This window comes from Caballeronia sp. EK (assembly GCF_014384845.1).
GTDB lineage: Bacteria > Pseudomonadota > Gammaproteobacteria > Burkholderiales > Burkholderiaceae > Caballeronia > Caballeronia jiangsuensis.
In genome coordinates this window covers 54819-75860 of sequence record NZ_JACSUE010000022.1, presented here as the reverse complement: position 1 = coordinate 75860, position 21042 = coordinate 54819, and the positions used below count along the sequence as shown (strand labels likewise).

Below are 21042 nucleotides of genomic sequence, written 5' to 3'. Positions count from 1 at the left end.
AATCGGAAATTGTAGGACGACATAGGCGATCCGGCTAATTCAAAAGTACGACGCAAACTAGCCGTTATCTGCGAACAACTGCGTGACCAAATCCCGAATTTGCTTTTCCTTGTCTGCGGTCAACGAGCCCGCTTTGATCTTGACAGTCAACCCCATCGAGTCCTTTGTGATCGACCCCGCTTGCGATCCGCCCGCGAATATTTTGTCGATGCTGCGATCGCTCACACCGGGTGCCGGCTTGCCTTCATCCTCCAACGCCTGCTTGATCGCCCTCCCGAATTTCGACTGCTCCAAATCCCCCGCCACCACTCGCGCCCAAAGATCCTTAGCGATCCCGAAAGCAGCCTCATTCCGCCCGCGAAGCACGGACACGACGTTTTCAGCGGCAGTCGCGCCCAACAAACGCGGTTGCACATCCAAATCCTGGAGAACGAAACCAGGCAATTCGCCGAAAGCTAAATAACGATAAAGCTCCGACCGTGAAATTCCCAAAGCCTCCGCCATCCGCTTGCGGTTAGGAAACTCCTTCTCAGTGCGCCGAATCGATCGAGAAATCTCGTAGTCACACAAATCCTCGCGCGCGACGTTCTCCACGAGGGCGAGCATCGCCATCTCTTCGTCCGAGAGGTCGACCACCAGGACTTTGATCGACTCCTTTCCGATCATCTTGTGCGCGCGCCACCGCCGCTCGCCCGCGACAATTTGAAATCCCGCGCCGACGCGCCGTACAACAATAGGCTGAACAAGTCCGGCTTCACGAATCGACTCCGCCAGCTGAACAAGCTTGGCGTCGTTGAACACTTGGCGAGGCTGCCACGGATTCGGAATGATTTCCGATACTGCCGCCTCCGATGCGGGACCGGCGTGTTCGAGCTGAGCAATACGCTGCTGCGCGGCCGCCAATGCGGCCGCCATGCCGGGTGCGGTCCGCGGGCTGACGGCCTTCTCCTGCTGCGGATCGAGTTGAATGTCTTTCGCCGCTCGAACCTCGGCGGTCTTGCTCATCATGCGATCACGAAGGCTGCTCATTGTCCTGCCCTCCATTGGGCGACATACTGGTCATCGATCCATTTGCAGTAGTCCACCATCGGCTGCTTTACGCGCGCCAAGGTTTTCGCGACAGTCTCGGCACGCGACAAATCGAACACAGTCGAAAACGCCAACGCGCCGTTACTCATAACAGAACTGGCCGGGATCTCTGTGGTATGCAGCCAGTCGCCATATGCTCGCTGAGACCACGAGCGCACCACTGGCGCCGACGACGTGCTCCCATAGTCCACGCGTGACAGGAGTACCGAGACGAAATCGTAGGTTTTGTCGACCTCATGCTCTACGAAACCATTCGCGACTTCCGCGAACAGCGACCAAAACGACACCGAGGAAATGAAGTCGAGACTTTCGGGTACGAGCGGCATCACCATCGAGTCGGCCGCCATCAGTCCGTTGAGCGTCATATAAGAGAGTGACGGAGCGGTATCGAGGATGATGTAGTCGTATTGAGCACGCAGCGGCTCAATCCCTTTCCGTAGTACCGACCAGAACTCGAAGTTCGCATTCGTCTTCTGAGCGGTCGGCAGATGAAACTCGGCGTCGTGCAAATAGTTGTGCGCCGGAATCACATCGAGACCATCCCAATAGGTCGTCTGGACCTTCGACGAGAGGCCGCCTTCGATATCCGGATCATAGATATAGGGCAGGACTGTATCCTCCCAGGTCAGATCCTTCTCGGCGTACAAGCCGCACAGTTCCGAAAGCGATGCTTGTGGGTCAAGGTCGATCATGAGAACCTTGCGGCCACGCAGACTCAGTCCCTGACCGATGCACATCGATGTCGTCGTCTTGCACGAGCCGCCTTTGAAGTTCGCGGTGATCAATACGCGACCCCGATGTTCCCGCGTACCGGTGACAAGCGGCGTCTGATAAATGTCCGAGACCTGTTGCACCCAGGTCCGGGCGTCCTGCAAGGAAAAAATGCGGGCGCGGCCCGTCCCGTGCGTCTCGCCCGGAGGCAATTCGCTTCCGTCCTTGGTCGCCAGATAGTTGATTTTCTGGCGGTCGATGCCGCACATGTCGGACAGCTCGCCGATCGTGAAGACGGGAGCCGTCTTCCGCGGCCTGGGGGCGAGGATCTGATCTCGCAGTTCGTTTGTCATGACCGACAAACGCTCGGCGAACTCGCCAAGATTGGAGAGCTTTACCCTTCGATTGATCCCTGGCAGTTCACTCAAATTCATTCCGGCGCTTCCTTATAAATCCACGGTGAGGTGTTTTCTCCACGCTCCGTGGTGTTTCCACGGTTTTGGTGTAACTGGATGTCGAACCGTAGAATACTCGTCGCAGTGATGAATGGCTATTGGAAATGAAGGAAATTTGCAAAAGCCACCCTCTAGACCGAAAAACCCCTTATCTTTCCGAGACTTGACCTTCCCGCATAGCTCATTGCGGAAGCCCTAATCAGACAGATCCTTCTGCGAGCGTCTTAATAGGAGATCAACTAGCGAGCGTGCCAGCACAAAACACCTCACCTCAGCAGGCGGCCCTGCGGCTCGTTGAAGGACGCATCAATACCCGATCACAATTCGCCTCACCATTCCCGCAGCACTTCCGGCGAGAAAAGCAGTCGCCCGACTCAAAACACATGGTCCAGCGAAATCGATCGCAGAATCGGTGAACTTGTGTTCGCTGGTTTGTTTTTTTAGAAAAACAGAACCGACCACCACAAACAGCACCGATAACCTCGTTAAAAATCAGGTAGATACATTCAGATGGTGAGGTTTACTGTGTTCGAAGTGCTGTTGATTGAGTACCAAAGTGCTGTGTTTACCCCGTCTAAGTGAGGCGAATTGACAACGAAGGTGAGACGTATGGGCGGCGAGGGTGAGGGAAATTGTGAGAGAGATCGGGAAAGGTGAGGCGTTCTGTGTTGACGTCGAACCAAGGTGAGGTGTCTTGTGTTGACAGCTCACCTTGCAGACGTTAACGTACCGCTCGAAAGCAAAACTACAGCGCGTGATGCGGAGGCGGAATGACGGGAGCAGGGCAGGTGGCCACGTCCAGACAACTGGCGTTGGCTCTATTCGACGATGCGAATGCCGAAGGCCTTCCCGTCGATGCTGCTCGCTCGGACATCGGTTTCGCGCGCAAGAATGTCCTGATTCGGATCGTCGATCTCGGCGTATCGGCTCGACGTCTTATCGACGCGGCGTATTTCATCGTCGCTCAGGAACACAAGGTCCACGATCTATACGACGTCGAACTGGATTATTTCAAATGGCTCATGCGCTATTCGAGTCGCAATAACGCGCATCTCGAACAGGTGATCACGGAGGCGCAGAGGGCACTCATTCAGGCGACTGCGGAACCCGATGCCGACGGGTCAAAGCCATTCGGATCGGTTCAACTGATAGGCCGTATTTCCTACGTGGGCGGACGGTTCCAGTTCCGAGTGCCGCCCGACCTCATCGGGATCATTCGTGGTCCGGGGAAATCTCACTGGCTTAGCCTGCGCATCACCTCTCTTTTCACGCTCAGCTATGCACGTGTCATGTACGACCACCTTCTTCCGTACGCGGGCGAGGGCGTAACCGACTGGTTCACACTCGACGAACTGCGCGCGTGGCAGGGAACGATGGGCGCGAAGGCACAGGAATTCAAGTACTTCAAGCGGGACTGGCTCGCGCCCGCCGTGGATCAAATCAATGAGGTGTCCGATCTTTCTCTGTCTTATGAGACGCGCAATGAACCGGGCTCGCGCAAGATCGGGCGCATGCGCTTTCGCGTCGAGCGAAAGGAAATGGCCGAGCGATTGCTTCATACGCACGAGCACGCACAAGCGCTGTATCAGACGTTGAAACAGGAAATCGGTCTGTCGAGCGCGCAATTCGGTCAGATCGCTTCGGACCGGGATACCTACACCGATGCTCGTCTGGAACAGGCAATCGAGCGTACGCGTTTCAGCCTGAAACTGGGCAAGGTGTCGAAGAGTCCGGCCGGCTTTTTCATGAAGGCGCTGAAAGAAGGCTGGATCGTGTCGGACGCTGAGCGTCAGATGGTACAGATCCAGCAGGGCCTGACGCTCACCGATCAGCGCGAGGCGGAGGCGAAGGAACAAGCCGAGGCGCGCCGGGCATTGCAGATCGCGGCGCAAGACGTAAATGCCCAGAACCGGATCGTCGACGAAGTTCGTCGAGGCTGGGACGTGTACGAAGCCGCCACGCCACGACAACGCGAAGATTGGCGTCGTACCTACAAAACGAGCCCTGGCGGAAAACTGACGCTGCGCAGGCTTGGCATCGATCCATCGAATGATCTCGTCGAATCCATCATCCAGAAATATCCCGATCTGCGCGACGGGTTCTCAGGATATGTGTTCAACAAGATGCGATCCGTCAAGAGCAGAGGCTGACATATCGGAACGATGTGCGACTGGCTTGACCGCATAGTCCGCAACTAACGGTCTCGCTGAGCTTGCGCCACGCTTCGCTTCGCCAGCGAAGAGCAGGAATCGACGATCGCGCTAGAAGCGACGCACGGAACCAGCCCGGCGCATATCACCGAGCGAATCCCGCACGGATCAACTCGGCGCGATCGTTAGCCTTCGGCGTCGAGAACGCCCAACCTCAAAGCCAGACGCCGCCCTGACGCTCGCTCGGTTCCTGTGTCAGGGCATCGAAATCGTGAATCCAGTCCAGATGACGCATCAGGCTGTCACGCCCCTGAAAACGAGCGTTACGCGCCCGCGCCTCGGGCCCGTCCGGCAGATGCAGCACGTCCGCGGTCGTTATCGACGCGTATTGCACCTTGCGCGTGCGGCCCCGACGCAGCCGCTCATACGCCTCCTGCGCCTCCCGCCAGCGTCCCGCGCCGGCCTTCGCCAGTTGCGCGGCCAGAACGACGGCATCTTCGATCGACTGATTGGCGCCTTGCCCGTGATGCGGCACGAGCGCATGCGCGGCATCGCCGATGAGCGTCACGCGGCCTTTGCTCCAGCGTCCGAGCGGAGGCCGATGAAACAGTCCCCAGCGCTGACTGATCGGCACCGCCGTGATCATCTGCACCACGGCCGGATGCCAGTTCCCGAACAGCCGCAATTGCTCGCCTTCACTCGCCGGCGTGACCCAGTCGCGCGACGGCCACGGTGACGGATGACGCTCGACGAGCAGGAAGTTCTGGTCGCCGTCATCGCCGATCGGATAGTGCAGCAGATGACCCTGCGGACCGATCCAGAACTGGATGGCTTCAGGGTCGGGCAGCAGATCCATGCGCCCGGCGGGCACCACGCCGCGAAAGCCCGAGCAGCCTGAATACAGCGCGTCGTCGTAGCCGAGCATCCAGCGCCGCGTAATCGAGCGCGCGCCGTCCGCGCCGATCACCAGATCGGCGTCGATCTGTTTCCCGTTGGCAAAACTCAGACTCACGCGATCCGGATGCTGCACGAGATCGATCAGCCGATGGCCGAGGTTGATACGTTCGAGCCCCACCGCTTCCGACAGCACCGCCTGCAGGTCCGCACGATGCACGCCCCAGTACGAGCCGCCGAACTGCTGCCGATAGCTCGGCTCGCCGCGATGCTCTCCGATGAGCTCGCCGCTGCGCCCATCGCGATAGATCAGCGCGGGAATTTCGGCGCACACGGCGTCGAAGGCCGAACGCAGTCCCATGCGCTCGTAGAAGCGCGTCGCGTTCGCCGACAACGCGACGGCCGCGCCGACTTCGCGAAGCTCGTCGGTCTGTTCGTAAAGCTGTGCATCGACGCCGTGTTCGCGCAACGCGAGCGCGAGCGTGAGGCCGCCGATTCCCGCGCCGACGATGGCGATTTTCAGATCCAACTGTCCCATGATGTGTCTCCGTTTGTCCGAGTGAGCGCCGCATTCGTGCGCCGTGTACGTATTCTCGGGAGCGGAGTTTCATTCCACAATAAAATGGGGTGTATCTGCATCATCACCAGAATCAATGAACGCGAGATAACCGAATCATGGAACTGCGCGACGTCGATCTCAATCTGCTGCTGCTCTTTCAACGTCTGATGCAGGAACGACGCGTCTCTACCGTCGCGGAACAGATGGACATGAGCCAGCCCGGCGTCAGCAATGCGCTCGCCAAGCTGCGTCGCCGGCTCGGTGATCCGTTGTTCGTGCGCGGGCCGGGCGGCGTGGTGCCGACGCCGTTCGCGTTGCGTCTGGCCGAACCGGTCTCGCAGGCGCTCGCGACCCTGCACGCCGCGCTCAATCCCGCGACCGGTTTCGATCCGCTGCGCGCTACGGATACGATGACGATCGGCATGACCGACATCGGCGAGGTCGTCTTTCTGCCGGCGCTGGTCGAACGCCTGTCGCGTGAAGCACCGGGCATCGCGCTGAATACCGTTCGCGAAACCGGCGTCAATCTGAGCGACGAAATGGCCGATGGCCGCGTGGACCTCGCCATCGGTCTGCTGCCGCAACTCAAGGGCGGCTTTTATCAGCGCCGCTTGTTCGATCAGCGCTATGTGTGTCTCTTCAGACGCGGCCACGCGCTGGAGGATGCGCCGCTCACGCTCGCGGCCTGGCGGGAAGCCGAGCATCTGGTCGTGGTGTCGGCTGGCACCGGGCACGGTCAGGTCGAAGACTGGCTGAAGCGTCGCGGCGTGCAGCGCCGGGTGCGGTTGACGGTGCCGCATTTCATGAGCGTCGGCTATATCCTGCAACGCACCGACCTGATCGCCACGGTGCCCGAGCGACTGGCCCAGCAACTGGCTCAGCCGTTCTCGCTCAGCCTGCGCGCGTTGCCTTCGACGCTGCCCGCTGCGCCGATCCATCTGCTCTGGCACGCGCGCGTGCAGCAGGACGAAGGCAATCGCTGGCTGCGCGGCGTGGTGATCGATCTGTTCGCGGACTCAGCGAAAAACGCAGGCCAAACCGATTTGCGCTAGCCTGTCCGACTCATCTTCAACTTTCACCACACGCTCATGTCTCGCCCTCTCCAAATCGACTTTGTCTCCGATATCGCCTGCCCGTGGTGCGCCGTCGGTCTGTCTTCCCTGCAACGCGCGCTGGAGCGCCTCGGCGATACCGTCGATGCCCGCATCACGTTGCATCCGTTCGAACTGAATCCGGACATGGGCCCGCAAGGCGAGCGCATCGTCGATTATCTGGGCCGCAAGTATGGCCGCACGCCGGAGCAGATCCGCGAGACGCAGGCGATGATCCGCGAGCGCGGCGCGCAGGAAGGCTTCGATTTCGGCGAACGCAACTGGGTGTACAACACGTTCGATGCGCATCGGCTGCTGCACTGGGCGGGCATCGAAGGCAAGCAACTGCCGCTCAAGCTCGCGCTCTTGCGCGCGTATCACGGCGACGGCAAGGATACGAGCGATCCGGACGTGCTCATCGAAGCGGCCCGAAGCGTCGGTCTCGATGGCGAAGCGGCGCGCGCGGTGCTGGAAAACGGAACCTATGCCGATGAAGTGCGGGCCGAGGAGCGCGAGGTGCAGCAACTCGGCATCCAGTCCGTGCCCGCGATCATCTTCGACCAGAAGTATCTCGTGAGCGGCGGCCAGCCTTCCGAAGCGTTCGAGCAGGCGATCCGCAAGATCATCGACGAGAAGGGTTGAAGGGCAGGGACGCGACGGCCTTCAGTGCAGCGTGAGCCCGCCCGTCGGACTGAGCGTCGCGCCGGTGAGATAAGCGGACTCGTCTGAAGCGAGAAACGCCACCACGCGTCCGATGTCCGCCGGCGCCGCGACGCCGAGCGGGCAACCCGCGACGATCTTCTCGTACTGTCGGCGATGCTGCTCCGACACCTTGCCGTCCTCGCCGAACACCGCTTCCCACGACGGACTGTCGCGCACGACCGTGACGCACACGCAATTCACGCGGATGCGGTCGCGCGCCAGTTCTTTCGCTATCACCTTGCTTGCGCGGATCAGCCCGCCGGCAAACGTCGCGACGGCGGTTTGCCCCGGCGTCGGCACGCGGCCGCCCTCCGATGTCAGGAAGATCACGCTGCCGCCGCCCCGCGCGCGCATGTAGGGCAGCGCCGCCTGCACGGGAAAGAGCTTCGCGCAGGTGTTCTCCGCGACGACGGCCGCCACGCGCGCCAGATCGATATCGCCGAACGGGCCGCGCACTTGCGGCGAGCGGGCTTCGTCGTCGTTGCCGCCCGCGTTCGCCACGATGATGTCGATGCCGCCGAATCTGCGCGCGGTCTCTTCGGCGAGCGCGGACATATCGGCGCTGGATCGCACGTCGCCCGCGATGAAGCCTGCCGTTGCGCCGGCCTGCCGCATTTCCGCGAGCACGGCTTCGGCCTTCGCCGCGCTGCGCCCGCTGATCACGACGACGGCGCCGCGCGCGGCGAGCTGCAACGCGATGCCCTTGCCGATGCCGCCCGTGCCGCCCGTGACGATGGCCACTTTTCCTTCCAGATCGCTCATTGCATTGCGCCCTCGATGATTTGACGAGTCCTCTCGTGCCGATCATCACGTTAGGCGCGCAACGCTTGCCCCGGCAACTGCAATGTTTCGAACCGGCGCTTCGCATAATCCGAACGACATGCCGCGCCGCAATTCGACAGCACCGAATACCCGATTCGAAAACCGTCACTAGGTCTGAAAATTTCGCGTGCCTATATTGGGACGGCTCACTCGATGAGCCCATCAGCGGACATTCGAATAATCCGACACAGGAGACGATGTGAACCTATCTTCAAGACCGCCGCGAAGCAGTCTGTTCGTGGTCATGCTGTGCTTTCTTACGATTGCAGTCGATGGCTACGATCTCATCGTCTACGGTGCGACCATCCCGCGCCTGCTCGAAGAACCCGGCTGGAATCTGAGTCCCGCGAGCGCGGGGATGATCGGCAGTTGGACGCTCGCCGGCCTGATGGTCGGCTTGCTCGGCGCAGGTCCGCTGTCCGATCGCATCGGGCGGCGCAAGCTCATGATGGCGGGCGTGTTGTGGTTCTCGCTCGGTTCGCTGCTCTGCGCGATCGCGCATTCGCCGCAGGCGCTCGGCATCGCGCGTTTCGTGACCGGAATCGGGCTCGGCGGCGTGGTGCCGTCGGCGGTGGCGCTCACGATCGAATACGCGCCCCGTAGCCGCCGGCAACTCTACAGCGCGATCGCGTTGACGGGCTATCCGGTCGGCGGCGTGATCTGCGCGCTGCTCGCCATCGCGATGCTGCAAGAGCAGGGCTGGCGTGTGCTCTACGGGCTCGGCGCGCTCTACGTGTTCATTCTGCCGGTCATGTTCTTCTACCTGCCCGAGTCGGCGAGCCATCTTCTGGACCGTGGCCGCACCGATGAAGCGCGCGCACTCGCTGCGCGCTACGCAATCGACCTCGACGAAATCGCACGCGACGAAGAGGAACATCGCCGGTCGCGCGTCGCGGCGTCGGGCGCGCGGGGGTATCGGCTGCTGACATCGCCCGAATTCCGCGCCGCGTTGCTGCTGTTCGCGCTGATGTGCTTCTGCGCGCAACTCGTCGTCTATGGCCTCAACGCATGGCTGCCCCAGTTGATGCGCAAGTCGGGCTATCCGCTGGGCTCATCGCTGCAGTTCCTTCTCGTGATGCAATTCGGCGCCGTGGTGGGCAACCTGATCGGTTCGTGGCTCGCCGATCGCTTCGGTTCGAAGCGCGTGCTCGTGCCGTATTTCCTCATCTGCTCGATCTCGCTGCTCGTGCTCAGCCAGAAGCCGGATCACACCTGGCTCATGCTGGCGGTGTTCGGCGCGGGCCTCGGGTCGATCGGCTCATCGACGCTCGTCTATGGCTTTATCGGCGCATATTTTCCGGCCTCGTGCCGCGGTTCCGCGATCGGCGCCGCGCAGGGTCTCGGGCGCATCGGCTCGATTCTCGGACCGATGATCGGCGGATGGGTGCTCGGCTCGAACCTCGGCCATCACTGGAACTTCTATGCGTTCGCGATTCCCGCCGTGATGGCCGCCGGCGTCGTCACGCTGATACCGAAGGCCACGCAATACGACGTACCCTATGCGCAAGCGAAGAGCACGTGAGCGGAGACGACCGATATGGAAAACGCACGAGGGCCGCTCGCGGGCATTCGCATCGTCGAGCTGGGCGGTGTGGGTCCGGCGCCGTTCTGCTGCATGCTGCTGGCGGATCTGGGCGCGGATATCGTCCGCATCGACAGGCCGCCGGGCTATGACGGCGGCGCGCCGGTGGAACATCGCTTCAATCTGCTGCATCGCGGACGTCGCAGTGCGGCGCTCGATCTGAAGAAGCGGGAAGCCACGGACGCCGTCCTGAAGCTGGTCCGCTCAGCCGATGCGCTCATCGAAGGCTTCCGGCCGGGCGTCGCGGAAAAGCTCGGGCTGGGACCGGATGCGTGCCTCGCCGCGAATCCCGCGCTCGTCTATGGACGGATGACCGGCTGGGGGCAGGACGGGCCGCTCGCGCAGGCGCCGGGACACGACATCAACTACATCTCGCTCACCGGCGTGCTGCATTCGGTGGGGCGCGCGCAGGGCGGTCCCGCGATTCCGCTGAACCTCGCGGGCGATTTCGGCGGCGGTTCGCTGTATCTCGCGCTGGGCGTGGTATCGGCGCTGCTCGAACGGCAGCGCTCGGGCAAGGGTCAGGTGATCGACGCGGCGATGGTCGACGGCTCCGCATCGCTGATGACGCTCTTCTACGGCTTGCGCGCGGGCGACTACTGGCGCGATGAGCGGGGCGTCAATCGGCTCGACTCGGGGGCGCCCTGGTACAACGTGTACGAGACCAAGGACGGGCGCTGGCTAAGCCTCGGATCGAACGAGGCGCGTTTCTGGCGCAATACGCTGGCGCTGCTGGACTTGCGCGAAGACGATATGCCCGCTCAGCACGACCGCGCGCAATGGCCCGCCGTGCACGCGATATTCGCCGCGCGTTTTCGCACCCGCACGCGCGATGAATGGTGCGCGCTCGCGCAAGGGCGCGAGGTGTGCATCGCGCCTGTGCTGTCGATGGCCGAAGCGCCGGATCATCCGCATTTGCGCGCGCGCGAGACGTTCGTCGAGAACGATGGCGTCATGCAACCCGCGCCCGCGCCGCGCTTTTCCCGCACGCCGGGCGCGATCCAGCGGCCGCCGCCCGCGCCCGGCGAGAACACCGACGACGTGCTTGCCGATTGGGGCTTCACGCCTGAGGAGCTGAGCGCATTGCGCGAGGCCGGCGCGATCGTCTGAGCCCGTTTCGTTGCAGCCTGCAAACAGCGCCGGAGGGCGCTGTTTGCGTTTCCGCGCACGCGAAACACGCTTCGACATCATCGAAACCGGGCTTCGAAAAACGCCAGTTGGATCGCGGTCTGCATCGCTCTAACCTGCAAATACCGATACATCGGTCATTCAACGAGGAGCAAGAAGACATGCCCGCAAACTTTCTGGACGAGTCGCAAACGATGTGGCTCGACACCGTCAACAAGTTCATGGACAACGAGATCACCGTCGACTACGTGCGCAAGTGCGACATGGAACGACAGTATCCGTACGAAGCCTACGAGAAGATCGCGCAGCAGGGATGGCTCGGCATTCTGATTCCGGAAGAAGCGGGCGGCTCGGGCGGCGACATTTTCGATTACTCGCTGATGGCCGAAGGTCTCGGCAAGTTCGGCTTCGACTTCGCGTGCTCGGTGCTCGTGCCGACCTTCACGGCGATGAACATCATCAAGTTCGGCACGCCGGAACAGAAAGCGCGTTACGTGAAGCCCTTCATCGAAGGCAAGATCCGCTTCTCGGTGTCGATCTCCGAGCCGGACGCGGGTTCCGATGCCGCCAACACGAAGACGCGCGCGCGTCGCGACAGCAACGGCGACTGGATCGTGAGCGGCCAGAAGCTCTGGTGCAGCGGCGCGGCGGCGAAGGACACGACCATCGCGATGCTGGTGCGTACCGGCAACGACGACAAGCACGGCGGCCTGTCCGTGCTGCTGATTCCGAACGACACCAAGGGCGTCGTCATCAACAAGCTGCCGACGCTTTCGCGTCACGCGACGGGCACCACCGAAATCTTTCTCGACGAAGCGCGCGTGCCCGGCGATGCGCTGCTCGGCGATGTCGGCCAGGGCTGGAAGATCATCACCGAGCATCTGGAGCTGGAACGCTGCGCGGTCGCGGCGGCCTACACCGGCAACGCGCAACAGGCCGTGACCGCGGCCACGCGCTACGCGCACGAGCGCATCCAGTTCAGCAAGCAACTGTACGAGTTCCAGGTGATCCGCCACATGCTGGCCGATTGCCAGACCAAGGTCGATGCCGCGCGCCTGCTTTGCTATCGCGCTGCGCAAATGGCCGCCGCGCACTTGCCGTGCAGCCGCGAAGTGTCGATGGCCAAGCTCTACGGCTCCGAGACGCTCAAGGAATGCGCACTCACCGGCATGCAGGTGCTGGGCGGCTACGCGAACCTGCCCGAGGCCGACATGGAGCGCTATCTGCGCGAGAGCATTCAGTCGACCATCGGCGGCGGCACGTCGCAGATTCAACGCACGATCATCGCGAAATCGATGCGTCAGTGAACCCCTCGAAAATCACACAGGAGATATCGATGAGCGTCGTCAATAACAGCGTCAACGTGCCGTGGGACGAACTGGAGATCGGCCAGAAATTCCGCTCGGCGGGCCGCACGGTGACCGAAAGCGATGTGGTCATGTTCTGCATGTTCACCGGCAACTGGATCGAGATTCACTCGAACACCGAATACGCATCGAAGACGCGCTGGGGCGAGCGCCTCGTGCAGGGCATGCTGACCTTCTCGCTGCTCTCGGGCCTGCTGCAGTTCGGCCCGGCGATTCAGGCGAACTACGGCGTCGACAAGATGCGCTTTCTCAATCCGGTGAAGATCGGCGACACCGTTTATGTGAGCGCGGAAGTCATCGGCAAGAAGGAGAAGGACGACAAGTACGGCGTCGGCTCGTTTCTGATCAAGGCGTTCAACCAGCGCGGCGAAGTCGTGCAGCGCAGCGAATGGAGCCTTCTGATGATGAGAACGCGCGCCGATCTCGACGCGCTCGTCGCCGGATCGCAGCCCGAGCTTCAGGACTGAGGAGAGCGAGCATGACGCCTCAACCCGTCGCGGCGATCGTCGGAATGGGCGATGCGTATGCATCGCTCGCGAATCGCAAGGACCCGTTGCAGCTCGCGGCCGAAGCCACGCACAACGCACTCGCCGACGCGGGCATCGGTCGCGATCAAGTCGATGCCGTGTTCACCGGCCGCTCGCCGTGGGCCGACAAGCGCTCGCAGTGGAGCAACATCTTCATCTCGCACATGCAGATGCCGGTGACCATCACGAGCGAAGTGACGATGCACGGCGCGGGGCTGACATCGACCATCGCCATCGCGTCGCAGATGATCGCGGCCGGCCGCGCGGAGTACGTGCTGTGCCTGCAAAGCGATGCGACCGAGCTTTTCGTCGATGCCGTCGCGATGGGCGCCGAAGCCGACGCCGATCCGCAGTTCGAGATTCCGTACGGCCCGACCATTCCCGCGCTGTATGCGCAGGCCGCGTGCCGATACTTTCACGAGTTCGGCATCACGGAAGACGACCTCGCCGATGTCGTGATCGCGAATCAGCGCTGGGGGCGGCATCATCCGCACGCGGCGAAGGCGAAGTTCGGCGAGATCGATCGCGCGAAGGTTTTGAGTTCGCCGTATGTCGCCTCGCCGCTGCGCCGCTGGATGTGCTCGACCTGGGGCGGCGGCACGGGCGGCGCGCTCATCGTGACATCGCCGGACAACGTGAAGGACGCACGCGATCCCGTCTACGTGCTCGGCTACGGATCGGCGAGCACGCACGAGTATCTGACCGATCGCATGAACATGCGCCGCTGCAAGTTCGAAGGCCTCGGCGCGTTCCCGAATCTCACGCACACCGCGACGGCCGAAGCGGCGCGTCAGGCCTATGCGATGTCCGGCCTCACGCCATCGGATATCGACATGACGCAGATCTCCGTCAACTTCGCGCACATGGGGCCGATCGTGATGGAAGACCTCGGCTTCGCGAAGAAGGGACGCGGCATCGATTTGTATCGCGAGGGCCGCACCGGCATCGACGGCGATCTGCCGACCGATACCAACGGCGGCTGGCTCTCGTTCGGGCAGCCGGGCATTTCCTGCAACATGGACAGCATCGTCGAGGCGATCCGCCAGTTGCGCGGCACGCCGCTCGGCCTCGCCGCGAGAAACCGTCCGAAGACCGTGCTGGTGCAGGGCGCGGGCGGCATGCTGGCGGCGGGCGCCGTGCTGATGCTGTCGTCCACGACCTGAGAGAACGCACATGACAGAAGCCATTTCGGCGCAGGGCTGGCCGCAACCCTACCGCCTTCCGGATGCCGAACCGTACTGGGCCGCGCTCGCCGGGAACGAACTCACGTTTCAGCGCTGCGCCGGCTGCGTGCAGGCCGTGTGGCCCGCGCATTCGTACTGCCCGCATTGCGGTTCGCAATCGCTCGGCTGGGAACGCTCGCAAGGGCGCGGCGAAGTCTGGTCGCACAGCACGATCATGCGCGGCCCGACGCCCGTGTGGGCATCGATCACGCCGTACACAGTCGGCTTCATCAAGATGGACGAAGGCTACTATCTGTTCTCGCAGATCGATGCCGAACCGGACGCCGTGCGCATCGGCGAGCGCGTGACGATGCGCATCGTCGAGCGCGGCGCGCAGAAGATGCCGGTCTTCGTCCTGTCCGACCGATAACGAACAAGCTGGAGGAGACGTCATGGCAGGACCACTCGACGGCGTGCGCATTCTCGATCTCACGTCGAATTTCATGGGGCCGTACGCATCGCTTCTGCTCGCCGACATGGGCGCGGACGTGTGCAAGATCGAATCCCGCGAAGGCGACACGACGCGCGGCGTCGGACCGTGCAGGCATCGCGGCATGAGCGCGATCTTCCTGCATCTGAACCGCAACAAGCGCAGCATCGTGCTCGACCTGAAACACGAGCGCGGCGCGGCGGCGCTGCAACGCATGATCCGGCAGGCCGATGTAGTGATCTACAGCCTGCGGCCCGCATCGATGGCGCGGCTTGGCATCGCATACGAGGATGTGCGCGAGGTGAATCCGCGCATCGTGTATTGCGGTGCGTTCGGCTTCGGGCAGAACGGCCCGTATGCGGATCGCCCGGCTTACGACGATCTGATTCAGGCCGGCGTCGGCATGCCGGTGCTGCAGGCGCGCAAGAGCGGCGAGCCCGAATACGTGGCGACGGCGATCGCGGATCGAGTCGTCGGCATGGCATTGTGCTCGGCGGTATCGATGGCGCTGTATCGACGAGAGAAGAGCGGCGTCGGTCAGGAAGTCGAGGTGCCGATGTTCGAAACCTTTGCGCACTTCGTGATGGGCGATCATCTCTACGGCCATACCTTCGTGCCGCCGATCGGCGACTGGGGCTACGCACGCATGATGAACGGCGACCGCCGTCCGTATCGCACGCTGGATGGCTATATCGGCGTGAACGTCTATGCCGATCATCACTGGCGACGCTTCTTCGTGCTGAGCGGGCATCCGGAGATGGCCGACGATCCGCGCTACGCCGACATCCACGGCCGCACGCAGCATATCGCCGATCTGTACGCGTATCTCGCGCGCACCTTCGAAACGAAGACGACCGCGCAGTGGATGAAGCTGCTGGTGGAAGCGGACATTCCCGTCATCGAGATGAACACGCCCGCGACGCTGCTCGACGATCCGCACATGAAGCAGATCGGCTTCTTTGAAGAGCAGGAGCATCCGTCGGAAGGCAGGCTGCGCGGCATCGGCATTCCCCAGCGATGGAGCGAGAGCGCGCCCGCGTTGCGTCATCCCGCGCCGCGCCTCGGGGAACACACCGAGCAGTTGCTGGACGAATACGGTTTTTCGCGCGACGAGATCGAAGCAATCCTGCTGTCCGGCGGCGCGTGGGCCGCGCAACGGGCACAACCGGAGAACGAACATGCTACGTGACCTGCCTTTGTCGGGCGTCGTGGTGGTGGAGTTGAGCGACAGCGCGTCCGCGCCGTTCAGCGGCCGCATTCTTGCCGCGCTCGGCGCCGAAGTGTGGAAGGTCGAGCGGCCGAGCGGCGATTCCTCGCGCGGCTGGGGGCCGAGCACATGGAAGGGCAGCGGCGCCGCGTTTCATGCGATCAACCGGGGCAAGCGCTGCATCAGCATCGATATCAAGGATCAGGCGCAGCTCGGGATGCTGCATCAGCTCATCGCCGAACATGCCGATGTGTTCATCCATAACCTGCGGCCGGGCACGAGCGCGGGCTACGGCCTCGACGCCGACAGCCTGCGCGTGACCAAGCCCGAACTGGTCCATTGCGAGATCGGCGCGTTCGGACACACCGGTCCGCTCAACGATCTGCCCGGCTACGATCCGCTGATGCAGGCGTTCTCCGGCATCATGAGCATCACGGGCGAGGAAGGGCAGTCGCCGGTGCGCGCGGGTGTGTCCATCGTCGATTTCGGCACCGGGATGTGGGCCGTGATCGGCATTCTCGCGGCGCTCTACCGGCGACAGGCGAAGCATTGCGGCGCGAGCGTCAGCAGCTCGCTGCTGGAGACGGCGATCGCGTGGATGTCGGTCGGCATCGCCAATTACAGCGCCGACGGCGAACTCGGCGCACGGCACGGCTCGGGCGTCGCGTTCATCGTGCCGCATCGGGCTTATCCGACGGCGGACGGCTATCTGATCATCAGCGCCGCCAACGATGCGCTCTTCGCGAAGCTGTGCGCCGCGCTCGATCATCCCGAATGGGCGCGCGACGAGCGCTTCGCGACCAACGCGGCGCGGCTGAAGTATCGCGCGGAGATCGACGGCCTGATCGGCGCGCGGCTCGCGCGGGAAACGCGCGCGTTCTGGCAGGCGCGCCTGCAGGCGGCGGGCCTGCCGGTCGCGCCGGTTCAGACCACCGACGAACTCGTGCATCACGCGCAGACGAAGGCGCTCGGCATCATCGAAACGCCGCCGGACGATGAGATCGGTCTGGTCGGGCTGCCGCTGTCGTTCGAAGGCAAGCGGCCGCCGCCCTTGCACGCGGCGCGGGATATCGGCGCGGACAACGACCGGCTGGAGGCCTTGCTGAAAGTTCACCAGTAGAAAGCGCCTGTAAAGAGCGCACAATGAGCGCATCGGCGATGCGCGAGAGGAGACATGGGAACCTTCAACCGGCTTCACCTGATCCGTCAGGTCGATCTGTTCACGCTCAAGCTCTTTCTTTCCGCGGTCGAGGAACAACAGATCGGCCTCGCCGCGATCCGCGAGAACATCGCCGCATCGACGGCGACCAAGCGCATTCAGGACCTCGAGGACATCGCCGGCGTCAAGCTGCTCGAACGCAGCCCGAAAGGCGTCGTCGCGAGTCCGGCGGGCAACGTGCTCGCGCGCTATATCCGCACGATTTTCGGCAGTCTCGAAGACATGCGCGCCGAGATCGCCGCGTTCACGGAAGGCATGCAGGGCGAGTTGACGGTCGCGTCGGCGCGTTCTGTGTACGTGCCGTTTCTGTCGCGCGAGCTGGGCGAGTTCAGCCGCGAATATCCGCTCGTGCATCTCGTGCTGCACGAACTCGAAAACGCCGAGATCATTCACGCCGTGTCGCGTGGCGAGGCGGATATCGGGCTTTTCGCGGCGGCGCACGAGCTGGATCTCGGCGGCGTCGATGTCACGCCGTATCGGCATGACCGGATGGTCGTGGTCGTGCCGCAAGGGCATCCGCTGAGCGCGCATTCGAGCGTCACGTTCAAGGAATTGCTGCCGGAACAACTCGTCACCGTCGATGCGATGCTCGGCGCGTTTCGCGCGGCCGCGCGCCGTCTCGGCACGGAATTCGAGCCGCGCCATTGCGTGCGCAGCGCGGGCGTCGCGATCAGTCTGGTGCAGGCGGGTCTCGGCGTGACCGTGCAGCCCGAATGCTTTCTCGGCCACGAACTGCTGAACCGCGTTTCGGTGATCGAACTGGCGGAGCCGTGGGCCGTGCGCAGGATTCATATCGCGACGCCGCGCGGCCGCAGCCCGAGTCCGACCACGCGCGCGCTGATGCAGCAATTGCTCGATCAGCCGCGCGACGAATCAACGCGCCACGACGACGCGCAATGACGCGTCGCGTGCTTCCCGCTCCAGCGCTTCACGATGATCGGGATGCGCGACATCGATCATGCGCGAGAGACGCTGCGCGAGCGACAGTCCGCGCAGGTCGGCCACGCCGTATTCCGTGACGATCACGCACGCGTCGCTGCGCGGGATCGTAGCGGGTCCGGCGAGTCGCGCGACGATGCGGCTGTGTTTGCCCGCGGTCGACGGCATCGCGATGATCGGCACGCCGCCACGGCTCGCCTGCGCCGCGCGCAGAAAATCGCCGGCGCCGCCGACCGCGCCGACATACGTTCCCGCCGCGACTTCCGCGTTCACCTGCCCGGTCAGATCGACTTCGACGGCGGAATTGATCGCGACGAAACGATCGAATCTCCGCAGCACGTTCGCGTCGTGCGTGTACTCGGTGCCGCGCAGTTCCAACGCGGGATTGCGATGCGCGAACCGGCGCACGCGCGCCGAGCCGATGATGACGCCGCCCACGCAGACGCCCGCATCGATCGCCTTCCTGGCGTTCGTGACGACGCCCGCTTCGCATAGCGTCGCGATGCCGTCGCCGATGCTGCCCGTGTGCACGCCGAGATCGCGGCGGTCCATCAGTTGCGAGAGCACCGCGTCGGGAATGGCGCCGATGCCGGTCTGCAAGGTCGCGCCGTCTTCGATGAGACTCGCCACGTTTTTCCCGATGGCAATTTCGACAGGACCCGGCGCGCTCGCGGGTGGATTTGCAAACGCGGCATCCGATTCGACGAGCAGATCGAAGTCCGATTCGCGCAGATAGGGCCCGCCATGCGTCCAGGGCACGTCGCGATTCACTTCGCCGATGATCGTGCGCGCGCCCTTCAACGCTTCGACCAGATATTCGCGCGCGAGGCCGAGCGAATGGCGCCCGAGCGCATCGGGCGGCGATACCTGAAGCATGACGACATCGACACGCAAGGCACCGCTCTGCACGAGTTGCGGAAGCTGCGAATAGTGCGCGGGAAGAATGTCGAGCACGCCCGCGCGCGCGAGCGTCCGGTTGGCGCCGCTGCCGCAGTACGCCAGAAAGTCGAAGGCGTCGGCGTGTTCGGGCGCGAGCACGTCAGAGAGGCCGATGCCGAGAAAGAGCCGCACACGCCCGATGCGATGCCGCTCTTCGACGAGCGCGCGCATCAGCGTGACGGGTTCGGCGTGGGACTGGCCCCACATGACGGTATCGCCGGGGCGGATCAGCGCGGAGAGATTCATGTCGGCGTGTGATGGTCGGGCCATAAGCGCTTCACGAGATCGCGCGTCGCGCCGTAGGCATGGCAACTGTCGATCTTGACGGGCTTGCCGTCGCTGTTGCGGTCGTTCAATGCCGATGGCCGCAGTCCCACCATCGTCTGGAATGCGGTGCTCGCGAGCGGGCTGAGCAGTTCCTTCAGATGCGTGCACGTGTCGCACGATGGCAGACGCTTGCGCACCTCGCTGTTCCAGCCCGCGCCGATGCGCAGGCCGATCAGCGCGCGAAGCGAATCGCCGCCGCCGGGGCACGTATCGTAGGGATGCGCGCGGATGAATGTGCGCACGTCGCGTACGATCATGTCCGCGTCGAAGATGAGCGTCACGCCCATGTCGTGAATCGGCGTATGGCTGCGTGCCGTGCGCGCGCCGCCGGGCGGCGTGAAATCGTGCGACTTGGAATCGATGAGAATCGCGCTCGCTTCGAACAGCCCATCGCCGCGCCGGTATCCGCGCATGTCGATCTGGCGATGATGAATCTCTTCGCGCTTGACGTCGTCGTGTGGAATCGTCATGGGTTCGCCTCGTATGCTGTTCTCACGATAAGCGGCTTCTTCATGCGATGTCCACGCCAGGAGCGCGCGTGTTCCGTAGTTTGAAAGCGTCTCGCGGATATTGAACGAGGGCATTACCCGATGGTGGCCTGACCGAACAAGCGATAGGGTAACAAACGTTAGGTAAATGATGGCGATGCGATCGGCCTATCCGTACATTGCAAAGCGCTCACAGCCGAACGATCGTTCGGCGCACACTGTTTGAACGGCATTTCGCAGGGAAAATGAGCCTTCCAAAGTACGGAACACATTCGCCAACCGGTTGACGTTCTCGACGCGAAAACCTGTAATCGAGAGCATGAAGAAGGAGTGAATCATGTCGACGCAGCCGAGCCGCAGTGCCGGAACACATCAGACGCGTTGGGATTCGGCGCTGTCGGACAGCGCGCATGCGTCGCGCGAGCAGACGGGCGCGGCGATGGTCGTGCCGCTCGCCCGCAGCCTCGCGATACTCGGCGCGTTCACGCCGCAGGAGCCGTGGCTCGGCAATCAGGAAATCGTCTTCGAAACAGGCATTCCCGCGCCGACCGTGTCGCGCATGGTGCGTTCGCTGGTGGCGCTCGGGTATCTGCATTATTCGCCGGCGCAGCGCAAATACCGGCTCGCGGCATCCGTTCTTTCGCTCGGCTATGCGGCCATCGCGCATTCGAGCGTGCAGCGCCTCGCGCGCCTCGAAATGCAGTCTTTCGCCGATGCGAGCGGAACCTACGTCGTGCTCGCCGCGCGTGACCGTCTCGATGTGATCGTCCTCGAAACATGCGCGAGCAAGCCCGCGACGATCGATCTCGAACTTCATGCGGGCGCGCGGCTGCGCATCGCGTCATCGCCGATGGGCTGGGCGCTGCTCGCCGCGCTGCCCGAACTCGAACGCTTCTATCTGCTCGGAAATGTCGAGCGCAGGGCGGGGCGAGACTGGCCGCATTTGCGGCGGCGCATCAGCGAAGGCATTTCGCAGACGCATAACGCGGGCTATTGCACGTCGCTCGGCGAATGGGAGCCGGATCTCGCGATCGTCGCGGCGCCGCTCGTGATTCGCGATCAGACGCCGCTCGTGCTGGCGTGCATCGGGCCGAGCGCGAAGCTCGGGCGCGCGCGCGTCGAACGTGAACTCGGGCCGCGTCTCGTGGCGGCGGCGCAGCATCTGCAGGAGCAGGTGCTTTTCGACGATTGAG

The 21042-nt window shown here is 63.3% G+C and carries 19 protein-coding genes; 13 read left to right on the top strand and 6 right to left on the bottom strand.

Annotated features, from left to right (window positions below):
- Positions 1-57 precede the first annotated feature (57 nt).
- Both IAG25_RS36855 and IAG25_RS36850 read right to left on the bottom strand, forming a co-directional pair.
- Positions 58-1029 carry a ParB/RepB/Spo0J family partition protein gene (locus tag IAG25_RS36855; protein WP_187609266.1) on the bottom strand — a complete coding sequence of 324 codons (972 nt, stop codon included), beginning with the start codon at positions 1027-1029 and terminating at the stop codon, positions 58-60.
- Positions 1026-2234, bottom strand: coding sequence for a ParA family protein (locus IAG25_RS36850; RefSeq protein WP_035499140.1), 1209 nt, complete (start codon positions 2232-2234; stop codon positions 1026-1028). Before IAG25_RS36850 ends, IAG25_RS36855 begins: the two co-directional genes overlap by 4 nt.
- Before the next feature lie 791 nt (positions 2235-3025).
- Between IAG25_RS36850 and IAG25_RS36845 the strand changes: the two genes are divergently transcribed.
- Positions 3026-4405 carry a replication initiation protein gene (locus tag IAG25_RS36845; RefSeq protein ID WP_187609265.1) on the top strand — a complete coding sequence of 460 codons (1380 nt, stop codon included), beginning with the start codon at positions 3026-3028 and terminating at the stop codon, positions 4403-4405.
- Positions 4406-4619: 214 nt separating this feature from the next.
- Here the strand turns inward: IAG25_RS36845 and IAG25_RS36840 are convergent, their stop codons facing one another.
- A complete protein-coding gene (locus IAG25_RS36840; protein ID WP_187609264.1) occupies positions 4620-5837 on the bottom strand; it encodes an FAD-dependent monooxygenase in 1218 nt (405 codons plus the stop codon).
- Positions 5838-5974: 137 nt separating this feature from the next.
- On the opposite strand from IAG25_RS36840, the gene IAG25_RS36835 reads away from it, so the two are divergent.
- The gene (locus IAG25_RS36835; RefSeq protein WP_187609263.1) at positions 5975-6910 is read left to right on the top strand and encodes a LysR family transcriptional regulator; all 936 of its coding nucleotides are present in this window, start codon (positions 5975-5977) and stop codon (positions 6908-6910) included.
- Between the two features lie 36 nt (positions 6911-6946).
- Positions 6947-7591, top strand: coding sequence for a DsbA family oxidoreductase (locus tag IAG25_RS36830; RefSeq protein ID WP_187609262.1), 645 nt, complete (start codon positions 6947-6949; stop codon positions 7589-7591).
- A gap of 21 nt (positions 7592-7612) precedes the next feature.
- Here IAG25_RS36830 and IAG25_RS36825 read toward each other — a convergent pair whose 3' ends face one another.
- On the bottom strand, positions 7613-8413 hold the full coding sequence (locus IAG25_RS36825) for an SDR family NAD(P)-dependent oxidoreductase (RefSeq protein ID WP_187609261.1): 801 nt from the start codon (positions 8411-8413) through the stop codon (positions 7613-7615).
- Positions 8414-8672: 259 nt separating this feature from the next.
- Here IAG25_RS36825 and IAG25_RS36820 point away from each other — a divergent pair, with 259 nt between their 5' ends.
- The 9 genes from IAG25_RS36820 (at position 8673) to IAG25_RS36780 (ending at position 18056) form a co-directional block, all read left to right on the top strand.
- Positions 8673-9995, top strand: coding sequence for an MFS transporter (locus tag IAG25_RS36820; RefSeq protein WP_187609260.1), 1323 nt, complete (start codon positions 8673-8675; stop codon positions 9993-9995).
- 15 nt (positions 9996-10010) lie between these two features.
- Positions 10011-11165 (top strand): CaiB/BaiF CoA transferase family protein, encoded by a 1155-nt coding sequence (locus IAG25_RS36815; RefSeq protein WP_187609259.1) that lies wholly within the window; start codon positions 10011-10013, stop codon positions 11163-11165.
- A gap of 179 nt (positions 11166-11344) precedes the next feature.
- Positions 11345-12490: an acyl-CoA dehydrogenase family protein gene (locus IAG25_RS36810; protein ID WP_187609258.1), complete on the top strand. Its 1146-nt coding sequence runs from the start codon at positions 11345-11347 to the stop codon at positions 12488-12490.
- A gap of 29 nt (positions 12491-12519) precedes the next feature.
- Positions 12520-13017, top strand: a complete 498-nt coding sequence (locus IAG25_RS36805) for a MaoC family dehydratase (protein WP_035499213.1) — start codon at positions 12520-12522, stop codon at positions 13015-13017.
- 11 nt (positions 13018-13028) lie between these two features.
- Positions 13029-14240, top strand: coding sequence for a thiolase family protein (locus IAG25_RS36800; protein WP_187609257.1), 1212 nt, complete (start codon positions 13029-13031; stop codon positions 14238-14240).
- Positions 14241-14250: 10 nt separating this feature from the next.
- A complete protein-coding gene (locus tag IAG25_RS36795) occupies positions 14251-14670 on the top strand; it encodes a Zn-ribbon domain-containing OB-fold protein (protein WP_187609256.1) in 420 nt (139 codons plus the stop codon).
- A gap of 22 nt (positions 14671-14692) precedes the next feature.
- Positions 14693-15919: a CaiB/BaiF CoA transferase family protein gene (locus tag IAG25_RS36790; RefSeq protein WP_187609255.1), complete on the top strand. Its 1227-nt coding sequence runs from the start codon at positions 14693-14695 to the stop codon at positions 15917-15919.
- The gene (locus IAG25_RS36785) at positions 15909-17057 is read left to right on the top strand and encodes a CaiB/BaiF CoA transferase family protein (protein ID WP_187609254.1); all 1149 of its coding nucleotides are present in this window, start codon (positions 15909-15911) and stop codon (positions 17055-17057) included. The genes IAG25_RS36790 and IAG25_RS36785 overlap by 11 nt, the downstream gene beginning before the upstream one ends.
- Positions 17058-17111: 54 nt before the next feature.
- A complete protein-coding gene (locus tag IAG25_RS36780; protein WP_187609253.1) occupies positions 17112-18056 on the top strand; it encodes a LysR family transcriptional regulator in 945 nt (314 codons plus the stop codon).
- On the opposite strand, the gene IAG25_RS36775 is transcribed toward IAG25_RS36780, so the two are convergent.
- Complete coding sequence (locus tag IAG25_RS36775) at positions 18030-19304, bottom strand: acetyl-CoA hydrolase/transferase family protein (RefSeq protein ID WP_187609252.1); 1275 nt, start codon at positions 19302-19304, stop codon at positions 18030-18032. The two genes, IAG25_RS36780 and IAG25_RS36775, sit on opposite strands and share 27 nt — an antisense overlap.
- Complete coding sequence (locus IAG25_RS36770; protein WP_187609251.1) at positions 19277-19831, bottom strand: DUF2889 domain-containing protein; 555 nt, start codon at positions 19829-19831, stop codon at positions 19277-19279. Before IAG25_RS36770 ends, IAG25_RS36775 begins: the two co-directional genes overlap by 28 nt.
- A 355-nt stretch (positions 19832-20186) precedes the next feature.
- Here IAG25_RS36770 and IAG25_RS36765 point away from each other — a divergent pair, with 355 nt between their 5' ends.
- Complete coding sequence (locus tag IAG25_RS36765; RefSeq protein WP_187609250.1) at positions 20187-21041, top strand: IclR family transcriptional regulator; 855 nt, start codon at positions 20187-20189, stop codon at positions 21039-21041.
- Position 21042: the final 1 nt, after the last annotated feature.